This is a genomic window from uncultured Allobosea sp., assembly GCF_945956895.1.
In the GTDB taxonomy this organism is placed as follows: domain Bacteria; phylum Pseudomonadota; class Alphaproteobacteria; order Rhizobiales; family Beijerinckiaceae; genus Allobosea.
Window position 1 is genome coordinate 1 of record NZ_CAMFJF010000081.1, and the last position, 11105, is coordinate 11105.

General features: G+C 64.0%; 9 protein-coding genes, 1 tRNA gene and 1 pseudogene. 4 read left to right on the forward strand and 7 right to left on the reverse strand.

The window, feature by feature from the left end; translation table 11 throughout:
* Positions 1-240 (forward strand): annotated as a pseudogene (locus tag Q0Q02_RS21300) (protein deglycase HchA); the annotation flags it as partial.
* 396 nt (positions 241-636) lie between these two features.
* On the opposite strand, the gene Q0Q02_RS21305 reads toward Q0Q02_RS21300, so the two are convergent.
* The gene (locus tag Q0Q02_RS21305) at positions 637-1161 is read right to left on the reverse strand and encodes a LuxR C-terminal-related transcriptional regulator (RefSeq protein ID WP_293812516.1); all 525 of its coding nucleotides are present in this window, start codon (positions 1159-1161) and stop codon (positions 637-639) included.
* Between the two features lie 173 nt (positions 1162-1334).
* On the opposite strand from Q0Q02_RS21305, the gene Q0Q02_RS21310 reads away from it, so the two are divergent.
* Both Q0Q02_RS21310 and Q0Q02_RS21315 read left to right on the forward strand, forming a co-directional pair.
* Complete coding sequence (locus tag Q0Q02_RS21310) at positions 1335-2507, forward strand: sensor histidine kinase (protein ID WP_293812518.1); 1173 nt, start codon at positions 1335-1337, stop codon at positions 2505-2507.
* Positions 2508-2512: 5 nt separating this feature from the next.
* Positions 2513-3277 (forward strand): LytTR family DNA-binding domain-containing protein, encoded by a 765-nt coding sequence (locus tag Q0Q02_RS21315; protein WP_293812519.1) that lies wholly within the window; start codon positions 2513-2515, stop codon positions 3275-3277.
* 165 nt (positions 3278-3442) lie between these two features.
* Here Q0Q02_RS21315 and Q0Q02_RS21320 read toward each other — a convergent pair whose 3' ends face one another.
* The 5 genes from Q0Q02_RS21320 to Q0Q02_RS21340 form a co-directional block, all read right to left on the reverse strand.
* Positions 3443-4168 (reverse strand): ferric reductase-like transmembrane domain-containing protein, encoded by a 726-nt coding sequence (locus tag Q0Q02_RS21320; protein WP_293812521.1) that lies wholly within the window; start codon positions 4166-4168, stop codon positions 3443-3445.
* A 307-nt stretch (positions 4169-4475) separates the two neighbouring features.
* A complete protein-coding gene (locus Q0Q02_RS21325; RefSeq protein ID WP_293812523.1) occupies positions 4476-5327 on the reverse strand; it encodes an alpha/beta fold hydrolase in 852 nt (283 codons plus the stop codon).
* A gap of 339 nt (positions 5328-5666) precedes the next feature.
* Positions 5667-5742: transfer RNA gene (locus tag Q0Q02_RS21330), tRNA-Ile, on the reverse strand.
* Positions 5743-5924: 182 nt separating this feature from the next.
* Positions 5925-8333 (reverse strand): methyl-accepting chemotaxis protein, encoded by a 2409-nt coding sequence (locus tag Q0Q02_RS21335; protein ID WP_293812525.1) that lies wholly within the window; start codon positions 8331-8333, stop codon positions 5925-5927.
* 311 nt (positions 8334-8644) lie between these two features.
* Positions 8645-9052, reverse strand: coding sequence for an acyl-CoA thioesterase (locus tag Q0Q02_RS21340; RefSeq protein ID WP_293812527.1), 408 nt, complete (start codon positions 9050-9052; stop codon positions 8645-8647).
* A gap of 136 nt (positions 9053-9188) precedes the next feature.
* Here Q0Q02_RS21340 and Q0Q02_RS21345 point away from each other — a divergent pair, with 136 nt between their 5' ends.
* Positions 9189-9626 (forward strand): VOC family protein, encoded by a 438-nt coding sequence (locus tag Q0Q02_RS21345; protein WP_293812529.1) that lies wholly within the window; start codon positions 9189-9191, stop codon positions 9624-9626.
* Here the strand turns inward: Q0Q02_RS21345 and Q0Q02_RS21350 are convergent.
* Positions 9611-10846, reverse strand: a complete 1236-nt coding sequence (locus Q0Q02_RS21350) for an MFS transporter (protein WP_293812530.1) — start codon at positions 10844-10846, stop codon at positions 9611-9613. The genes Q0Q02_RS21345 and Q0Q02_RS21350 overlap by 16 nt on opposite strands.
* Positions 10847-11105 lie beyond the last annotated feature (259 nt).

The window sequence follows — 11105 nt, forward strand, 5'->3', positions numbered from 1 at the left end:
ATCTGCACCTTTCCGGACGCGCTGGATGCCATGACGCCGGATATCGGCTACATGCCGGGCCATCTGACCTGGAAATTCGGCGAGAAGCTCAAGGCGCTCGGCTTCGAGATCCTTAACGACGACATTTCAGGTGCCGTGCACCAGGACCGCAAGCTGCTCACCGGAGATAGTCCTCTCGCCGGCAATACCCTGGGCAAGCTCGCGGCCGACGTGTTCCTGAAAGCGGTCGACGCGACGTGACGGTGCAGCCGAACGATGCCGCGCGATCACTGTCGGCATCGAGGGCGCGGAGAGCCTGCCGGTCGTTCGGCAAGCGGTCCGTGCCTCCGCCACACCGTTCGGTTACGATCGCTTCGTCCTGTTCTTGGCTTCCTCGGCCCGGAAAGATGTGGTCGAACGCATCTGCTGGGCCGAGGGAGCCGGCGAGCGAGTGAGCGCCGATACCTATGTCCGGCGCTGCCCGGTGACGCGTTAAATCGTCGAGGCGCGCGCGCCGTACTTCTGGACCAAGACGAGTGGAGAAAGCGGCGAACTCTATCGCGACGATCTCTTCAGGCTTGCGGCGCTTCTTCGGCATTCGGTCCTCTTGACTGCCTCAAGGCATACTGCAGGGTGGACCAATTCAGCGGGGGTGGATCACTCCGATTTCGCGGCAAAGCCCGTGCCCGGAATGGGGTCAAGCTTCGATCCTGTCACTCTGGCAATGACCTCCTTGCGCGTAGAGGCATTGAGTTGGCGCATGATCTGAGAGATGTGGTTGCGGACTGTGAAATGGGACAGGGAAAGCTTGCGGCCAATTCCCTTGTTCGACAGGCCTTCGACCAGCAGACCCATGATATCGCGCTGCCGGGCTGTCAGTTCCGGGAGCCGAATGAAGGCCTTGTCTTCACCGGTCTCGCATCCAAGCGCGCAAGCTGCGTTATTGGCGAACCGGACATGCAACCGGCTTCCTTCAGGAAGCACGGCTCGGATTGCCCCGAGAATACTGATGTCATCGGCCTCGATGGTCACATGCAGCATCGCCTTCCGGCCGAATTTGCCCGGCGGTCGCTCCGGGGCAATCGCATGCCTGTTCTGCAACGCCTCGTTCCAGGTCGGATAGGGACGAGGCCGCTCAATATCTCCCGGGGGTTTCCGATATTGCGAGTTGCTTTCATTCATGCCGGCGAGGCTAGTTCTGTTCAGAAATCCGCCGCACCCGCTAACTTGCCAGCGGCGACTGTCTGGCGGGCGGGGGCGGAACAATTCTACCAACGGCTGTCCCTGGGGGACGAACGGCAGGCGACGCCGGATAATGAAAAGCGATCGAGCTCGGGGGCTGGACGGCTGCGAACATGATGGATGACATCCAGGGCGCCGGGACAGTCCAGCACAATCTGCGTGATGTCGGACATTCAATGATGGAACGATCGCCTGCCGAATGCGCTATCCGCCAAGCCTATATCCGCTTTGGCTTGGTTTATTGGGGAGGCGCATTCCTGTCTTCCGCCGTTCTTTACATTCTTAAAATATTGGATTCCGCTGAATATATTCAGAACGCGATCTATCTTGCGGAGAAATTCCTTCGATATGGGACCGGGTGGCTTATCGCGACCGCCATATCCTATACCTTGTTTCGGTTGCATGGTTGGGCAAGGCGTCGTGGACCGTCGGAAAGCTCGCTGCCGATCTTCATCGTCGTCTCCTTCCTGATCTCGCTGGCGGCAGCGCCGGTTTGGGCTGCGTTTGGCTACGCGGTTCAAGCTGTCCATCCCCTGCCACAGGTAGCGGCCTATAGCTGGAACAGCTTCATCAATGACACAGCTCTTGGCGCAGCCATGTTCTTCGGCTGGTCCTGTCTGTTCATCAGCCTCATCTTCAGCTTCGAGCTCCATGACCGCGGACGGCGACTGGCGGCCGCCCGTGAGGAGGCGCTGTCCGCGCAGATGCGTGCGCTGCGCTATCAGGTGAATCCACATTTCCTCTTCAATACGCTCAACTCCATCGCCGGGTTGATCGAGGAAGGAGCGGCCACTCAAGCCGAGCGCATGGTCCTGTCGCTCTCGACTTTTCTGCGAACGACCCTGTCCCTCGACCCGATGCATGATGTTCCCCTGGTGGAAGAGATCTCGTTGCAGGAAGGATATCTGGAGATCGAGCGCCAGCGCTTCTCCGACCGGATGGCCTTCAGCATCGACGTCCCCGCCGACGTGCATCGCGCGCTCGTGCCGAGCCTCATTCTCCAGCCGCTGATCGAGAACGCCATCAAGCACGGTGTTGGCGCCACGGCCGGCAAGGTGGAGATCGCGTTGCGGGCGCAGCGCGATGCCGATCGTCTTCGGGTCACGATAGAAAACGACATGCCGCCCGGGGATAACGACAAAAAGCCTGATGGCATGGGTGTTGGCCTGCGAAATGTCGCCCAACGTCTGCGGGCTCGCTTCGAAGAGGACGGGCATTTCTCGTCCGGCACTGTCGGGCCCGGGCGTTATCGTGCATCGCTCGATCTGCCCTGGAGGCTTGGATGAACGGAATGTCCGTCCTCGTCGTCGACGACGAGCCTCTTGCTCGCCGCAGGTTGACGCGACTGCTCGGCAAGATGGAATGGGTGCACCGCATCGACGAGGCCGGTGACGTCATTCAGGCCTGCCAGCGGGCGCGGGAGCATCGCCCGGACATCCTGTTGCTGGATATCCAGATGCCGGGCGGGACGGGCTTCGAGGTGTTGCAGCGCCTCGCTCATGCGCAGCCTGCGGTCGTGTTTGTCACGGCCTTCGATCATCACGCCTTGCGTGCCTTCGAGGCCAATGCGGTCGACTATGTCACCAAACCCATCGAGCCCGGGCGCTTCCAGAGCGCGATGATCCGGGCGCGCCATGTCGCCGCATCGCGCTCTCAGGATGACCGCATCGCGGAATTGCAGGAAACCGTCACGTCGCTGAAACGGGCCCTGAACGATCGTGACAAGCGTGCCGGCGAGTTCTGGGTGAAGTCGCAGGGCGAGTATCTCAGGATCGCTTCCGAAAGCATCATCCGCTTCCAGGCCGATCGCGACTATGTGCGGATTCATGTCGCGGATGCCGATTACCTCTATCAGGAAAATCTCGCTTCACTTGAGCGCCGGCTCGATCCGGCCGATTTCACACGCATCCATCGCAGCACGATCGTGCGCCGACATGCGATTGCCCGGATCAAGACTGCCCCGTTCGCCGCCCTGATCGCGGTTCTGTCCGACGGATCGGAACTGCGCGTGGGAAGGACTTATGCGGCTTCGATGCGCGCTGCTTTGTCTCGCTAAAGGGATTTCAAGGGTGCTGAGACATGGCAGGGCCAACACGGCCGGCCATAAGATGCGAGATCATGCCAACAGTCGACCGTGCGGAGAAAGCTGCACGAAGTACTGGCACGTTGCACTTATGGTTTGGAGTATGGCGACGTTCCGCCCAGGGAGCCGTCGGCGTGATCAAACGGTCCTGGTTTCGGATTTTCGACGACCTGCGACCACGCGGACTACGATAGCCGCGACGATGAGGGCCATATAAGGCCAGTACATCTCGGGCATGACCACGGCACGCCGTCCGAAGTTCACGGCGAAGAAAATCGCAAGAAACCAGGCGCCGATCTTGTGGAGTATGCGCCAAACCTGCGGCCCCAGCATCTCGACCGCACGGTCGAACGAGGTTGCGAACATGAGGAGGATGACCGCGTAGCCAAGACCGCCCGCGATCAAAGAGGCGGGCGTGGTGAGTTGCCCGAACAGCACGGGAGCGAGTTGCGACAAGGCAACGATGGCTGCCGCGTGCAGGACATGGGAGAAGGCGAAGGCGCCGCCGACATACCGGCGGTTTGCTCTAAGCCAGGTTGTGGCCGGTGAAGGCAGCAGCTGCGCAAGGCTCGATGCCGTGAAGGCCAGTACAAACAGCAAAAGCGAGGTGCGTGCCGTCAGCCTGATCACCATCCGGGTGCCGTCGACCGGGTCAGATGACAGGGCGAGCACCCCGGCGCAGGCCGCGGCTACGCCCAGGCCAAGCCAGGCGGCCAGGCACCAGCCATGAAATGGGCTTGCTGAAGCCCCTCGTTGTGTTTGCATCGCCTCGTTCCACGCCGCATCCTGCGCAATCCGCTGGGTATTCCCGTCACTATGGCGATCGAAAGTCGATGTGGCGCGCAGCAAAACGCACCGGTGCATTGGAACTCCACCTCGACCCGAGGCGCAGAGCCGTGGCGACGGACTGCATTTCGGCAATCGCTCGACCTGGATGGACTGCGCGTCGGCCTTCAAATGTGGCTGGTGCAGAAGCGTCGTTCTCTTGAACGTGCGCTCGACCCGGACTGCCTTGCACTCCCGTGCTTGCCGGAACGACAGCCAGTGCCAGCGCCAAGGCGAGCAGGATGGGCTTCGAAAGGCTCGCCTGCTGCATCGCCGGCGTCCTCCCTTCAGGCGTCCCGTCAGGCGGTTGGTCCTTATGGCCGCTCTCCCTTGAAATGGAGAGGCTTCATTTCTGCCCGGCTGAGGCCACTCGCGCTCGTGCCGCCGTCAATACATCGCGGATGGCAGCGACAACCGCTTCGGGCCTTTCCAAGGGAATGCCGTGTCCGCTATCCACCCAGACCTGCTTGGCCCCCGGATGCAAACGCGCGATATCGACACGCTTGGCGTTGGCATCGCGCGCCAACTCGGAGGTTTCGCTCATCGGCCCCTTCGCAGAGAGCACGATCACCGGCTTTCCGCTGAGCGGCGGCAGGGCAAGCATCGCTGCGCCTGTTTCCGGAATCGCGGCCAATTCTGCTTTCGCAGCGTCGGACGTCAATGCGTTGAGCGCAATATTCGCCCATGTCGGCCAGTTTTCGCGCGCACCCGCACCTTTCATTTGTTCGGGATGAGTGGAATCGACCAGCACAAGCCCGGCGACCTCATTTGGATAGCGCCGCGCATAGAGCTGCATATACAATCCGCCGAGAGAGTGCCCCACCAGGACATAGGGCGGAGCGATCCCTGTCTCGCGCAGGTTCTGTCGCAATTCTTCAATGACGTGACTACCGTCGCGAGGTGTCGAAGCGGTGTCGCTCGTCCCGGTGCCAGGTCGATTATAGGCGAAAACCCTGGTCTCCCTGGCGACCTCCGGCAGCACCTTTGCCCACCAATCCAGGCGGCCGCCGAGACCATTCTCGAACACAACTGCCGGCGCGCCTTGCCCGGCGGTCACAAGCTCGATCCGCTTCTCCGCAATGACCGATGTCGTCATCCCCTCCATCGTCGCGCAGCCGGCGAGAGCGAGGCTCATGCTGAGAAGCAGGCCGGCAAGGCCCCGTGCTCGTGCGGGAAGAGGCTTCGAAATCCTGATCATGGGCTTGCCCTGGCGGCCTCTCCGTCGCGCGGTCGTGCCCAGATTTTTCAAGCGGCAGCCGACCGGCGGAAACTAGGGCTCGCAAGAGCGCAAGTTGAGTGTCGCCGGCGTACCGGTGCACCGCCCGAGATGGCGCTTCAGTCGGATCGCGCGGATGCTGATTGCGCAATCCCCGCCGGCGCTCGCGGTCGAAAACCGCCTGACGGCGGGAGATGGTGGAGCGCGAAAAGGTCTTCTCGATGATTGCTGCTGTCAGGTTTCCGGATTGAACACAGAAATGCCCCACCAGAATGTCCCACCGGCACAATCCTCTGGCTAAGGCATTGATCTGAAACGGAATGGTGGGCCGGGCCGGACTCGAACCGGCACCGGCGCTGTTATGAGCAGCGAGCTCTAACCATTGAGCTACCGGCCCGCTTCTCGCCTAGAGCATCGGACCGAAAAGTGGAAGCCACTTTTCGGAAAATCCGATGCTGAACAAAGCGCTAGATCGCCACCACTCGGCAAGCAAGGCACATAAGGCCGGAATCGAAAGGGCCTCCCGATGATCGGAAGGCCCTTTCCGCTTGTTGGATCCAGATAGCGTCGTTCTTCGCGTCAGGCCGCGGCGGCGTGCCTGCTCTCGCCATGCTCCTCAGCCGCATGGCCCTGCCGGAAGGTGAAGCGGCCGATATGCTCGGTCAGCGCCCTCGTCTGCTCGTCGGTCAGGGCGAGCGCGGCATTGGTCTCCTCGACCAGCGCGGCGTTCTGGTGCGCCATCGTGCCGATGCCGTCGATCTCGGTGTTGATCGCCGAGACGTCGCTCGCCTGGCTGCGGGCGGTCTGCGAGATGCCGTTCATCAGGCCCGTCAGCTCGTTCACCGAGGAGACGATCGCGCCGAACATCGCGGAAGTCTCCTCGACCAGGCCGACGCCAACCTTGACGTCGCCATGCGCCGCCTCGACCAGCTTCTTGACGTCGTTCGAGGCATCGGCCGAGCGCTTGGCGAGGCTGCGCACCTCGGTCGCGACCACCGCGAAGCCCTTGCCGGCATCGCCCGCACGCGCCGCCTCGACCGCGGCATTGAGCGCCAGCAGATTGGTCTGGAAGGCGATCTCGTCGATCATCGCGATGACCTCGGAGATTTTGCTAGACGACTGGCGGATGCGCTGCATCGCTTCCAGCGCCGAGGCCACGACCTTCTCGCCCTGCTGCGCGCGCTCTTCCGCGCCCTGCGCCATGCCGGTCGCCTGGGCGGCCTCGCTCGCGGTCTTCTTCACCGTGCCGGCGAAGGCGCCGAGCTGGTTGGTCGCCATCGAGACGGCATTGCTCTCCTCGCTGGTGCGTTCGGCGAGGTCGGTGACGCCGTCGAGGATTTCGCTGGTCGCGCTGCGGACGGCCGAGACCGTCTCGGCGAGGCGGGCGAGCGTGCTCTCGAACTCATCGGCCAGCATGTTCGTGCCGTCCTTGAGTTCGGCGAAGGCGCCCTGATACATCCCCTCGACCCGGGTCGAGAGATGGCCGGCCGACAGCTCCGCCAGCACGTCGCAGGTTTCCAACAGACCGGTCTGGACCGTCTCCAGCAGGGTATTGACCGAGCCGGCGAGCGCGTTGAGCTCGGGATCGGCGAACTGCGCCGCGACGCGCTGGGTGAAGTTACCGGCCGCAGCAGCGGCGACGACGACGCCGAAGGCCTCGCCCAGTTCGCGCATCATCTCGCGGCGCTGCTCCTGCGCCCGCGCCTCGTCCTCGACCTTGGCGAGCTCGGCGGCGCGCAGCGCCACCGCATTGTCGCGGAACAGCAGGACGCTCTTCGAGATGTCGGAGATCTCGTCATTGCCCTTGGTGTCGACCACCGTCTCGAGAGCGCCGTCGGCGATCGCCTTGGTCGCGGCCCAGAGCCGGTTGAGGCGCCCGATGATCATCGGGCGGACGAAGAAGAAGGACAGCGCGAGCGCGACCAGGAGCGAGGCGATGCCGATCGCCACGAGCGTCAACTCGCTGCGTTCGATCATGGCCTTGGTCGAGTCGCGCCCGGCGATCGCGCCGCCGCGTGCCGAAGAGACCAGTTCGCCGACCTCGCGGCGGACCTTCTCCGCCGCCTGGTCGAGATTCTTGAGCCCGGCGGCGATCGCCGCCTGCGTCGAGAGATCGCGCTCGCGGATGGCCACGATGCCGGCGGCACCCTCGCCGAGATCGGTCACGGCGTTGACCGCCTGCCCGCGCGCCGGATTGGCCTGCAGCATGTCCGCTGCCGCCAGCAGGCCGCGAACCTGGCCGAGCTGCGCCTTGAGGCGCGCCTTGGCGATCTCGAGCTTCTCGGTGCTCTCGACCTGCGAGATCTCGCGCAGCAGGCCGACCGTCTCGCTGATCTGGAGCTGGAGCGCCTGGGCCGTCTGGAGCGAGGACAGATCCTTGTCCAGGACCTTCGAGAGCGCGGCATCGAATTCGCTGCCGGTGAGCTGCGCCGCGCTGGTGATGTTCATCTTGACGTTGAACTGGGCGTCCGACGTCTCGAAATCGGCCATGGCGCTGAAGCCGTCGCGGGCCTTGGACAAGGCCGCCAGCGCGGTGGCGGTGTCGGCGGCGTTGCGCAGCCGCTCTCCCGTCAGGTCGTTGATGTCGTTGATCTGACGAGCCAGATCGTCGATCGCCGCTTGCGGCTTGGACTTGTCCACCTTGCCCTGCTCGGCGATGCGGCGCAGCAGGTCCAGCTGGCGCGCCTCGACGCCGTCGAGATCGCCGGTCAAGGTCGCGCGCTGCTGCAGGGTCGAGACCTCGCTGAAGCGGGCCGCCAGCGCCGTCGACTGCGTCGCTGCCTGCGAAAGCTCCAGGGCAAGCTCGACCACCGGCATCTTCTGGCTGACGAGGTCGTCGACCGTCTTGTGGACGCTGTCATAGGAAAACCAGGCGACTGAGGACGAGACGATGGTCAGGGCCGTCATCACGCCGAGTGCGGCGTAGATCCGGGGCGCGATACCGATCCGCAACGGCTTGCCCTCACGCACGGGCTTGGCTTTCGTCATGAAGTCGTACTCCGGAATTCACGCAACGCTGGAGAGGAGTTCAAAAACAGGAAAACTACCGTTCAGGACTGCCCTGAACCGAACCGGCCGTCTGTAGCCACGGGAATCCCCTCCCTCCCCCGGCATGAAAGCCAGGCGGCTGGATCCGCATAAGGCATCGAAAGGCCATGAAAGTCCCCTGGCCGAGGCGTACCCCTCGGTCTGGAGCGCAGCATCGTCCGCGTGCGCTTAAGGAACGCTTAAAAGTGGATTCTTTTGAATCACTCTCGCAGCGAAGGGATTCACCTGACGTTAGAGGAGGTTAAATCGCTTTAACCTTCCAGTTTCCGCACCGGGCGCGGGCGCCCCTCCTCGTCGATGGCCACGAAGGTGAAAGTGGCGTCGGTGACCTTCTCGTGCAGCGCGGTGCGGAAGCGCTTGGCCCAGGCCTCGACATGGATCTTCATCGATGTCCGGCCGACTGACTCGATCTCGGTATAGACGCTGAGCACGTCGCCGACCTTGACCGGACGGTGGAACGTCATCGCATCGACCGCGATGGTGACGACGCGGCCCTGCGCCTGGTCGACGCCGGCGATGCCGCCGGCCTGGTCCATCCGCGACATCACCCAGCCGCCGAAGATGTCGCCATTGGCGTTGGTGTCGCCCGGCATGGCGATCGTGCGCACGGTCAGCGTTCCGCGCGGGGCTTCCTCGGATCCGTCGGCGGCAGGGCTCATGGGCATCCTTCAGACAGGCGGGGAATCCGCTTGGCCGATGATGCTGGCGCCACGGCGGACGCGCAAGCCGGGGCTTTGCATTGCCCGGCGATGTCGCCGACAATCGTCTCAGGCGACGCGAACAGGGATCGACACCATGTCCAGCGCCGATGCGTCCAGGCCCGAGCCCATGATCATCATCTCGCTGCGCTATGCCAATGCGCCGCGGATGTATGACTGGCTGATCGAGGCCTTCGGCTTCGAGAAGCACGCCGCCTATTATTCCGAGGACGGCAGGACGCTTCTCCATGGCGAACTGCGGATGGGCTCGAGCTTCATCATGCTCGGCTCGGCCGAGGACAATGAATTCGGCAAGCTGGTCGCACGCCCGGCCGAGCTCGGCGGCACTACCGCCTCACCCTATATCGCCACCGACGATATCGACGTCCGCTGTGAGCGGGCCCGCAAGGCCGGCGCCGAGATCTGCATGGAGCCGCGCGACCAGCCCTATGGCAGCCGCGATTTCATCTGCAAAGACCCGGAGGGCCATGTCTGGTGCTTCGGGACGTATCGCCCCTCTCAACTCGCAACCTGAAGCGGCGACACCGACCGCCTCGCCCGCAGCATCAGCCAGCAGACCACGCTGAGATTGACGAGGTTCCAGGCGAGCCCGTTCAGGAAGGCCATCCGGTAGGAGCTGAAATAGTCGAAGATCACGCCCGAGAGATAGCCGCCGAAGGCCATGCCGAGCACGGTCACAGACATCACCAGCCCGATCCGGATGCCCGCCTGCTTGGCCGGCAGGTATTCGCGGATGACGACCGCGTACATCGGCACGATGCCGCCCTGGAACAGGCCGAAGATGCCGCTGACGACATAGAGCGACTGCAGCCCGTCGAACCAGAGATAGAGGAACAGCGCCACGCCCTGCATCAGCGAGCCCAGCGCCAGCGTCGCCGCGCCACCGATCCGGTCCGAGACGAAGCCCGAGCCGATGCGGCTGACGATGCCGAGCAGCATCATCAGCGAGAGCATCTCGGCGCCACGCGCCACCCCGTAGCCGAGATCGCCGCAATAGGCGACGATATGGACCTGCGGCATCGCCATGGCGACGCAGCAGGCGAAACCTGCGACGCAGAGCAGGAGCTGGAGCTGGCCGGCGCTGAGACCGAGATCGCCGCGCGCCCCGGCGCTGCTGGCCTCGGCGGCGGCCATGGTCGCCGCCGTCGGCTGGCGCCGGAAGAACGGCGCGAGCGGCAGCAGCACCACCAGCGTAGCGATGGCGATGCCGAAATGGGTCGCACGCCAGCCATGGTTGGCCATGCCCCAGGTGATGACCTGCGGCCAGAACACGCCGGCGAGATAGCTGCCCGAGGCGCCGCAGACCACGGCGAGGCCGCGGTGCTTGCGAAACCAGTGCGACAGGTCCGAGATCAGCGGCGAGAAGCCGGCGGCGCTGCCCATGCCGATCAGCAATCCATGCGCCAGCGCGAACTGCCAGAGCGAATGCGACAGCGCGGCGGCGGAATAGCCGGCCGCCAGCAGGAACGCACCCATCACGATCGGCACCATGATGCCGTAGCGATCCGCAACCCGGCCCATGACGATGTTGCCGGCGCCGAAGCCGAGCATGGCGAAGGTATAGGGCAGCGAGGCCCCCGCGCGCAGCGTGTCGAACTCGCCCTGCATCGCCGGCAGCACGACGACGACCGACCAGGAGCCGACGCAGGCGACCGTGCCGATGACTAGCGCGACGGCAAGCCTCAGCCAGGCATAGGAAGAATCGGGTTGGTAGCGGTCGGCGTCCTGGGACATGCTTCCTCGGCGGCCATATGTTCGTAGGTGGCTCTTCTCCGGAGGAGCTTTAGCGTCTGGAAACCGCCGGGCAAGCGCCTGCGAGGCAGCCCTGCCGCGCGCCAGCGGCAGGAATGCCCGCAGTCACACCGGCGGAGCCACATCCATTGAAACGCGGGTCATCCCGGGCGACCGCAGGGAGACCCGGGACCCATGCCGGAGCGTTTCCGAAAGAGGTTCAGGCATGGATCCCGGATCTCCGCTTCGCTGCGTCCGGGAT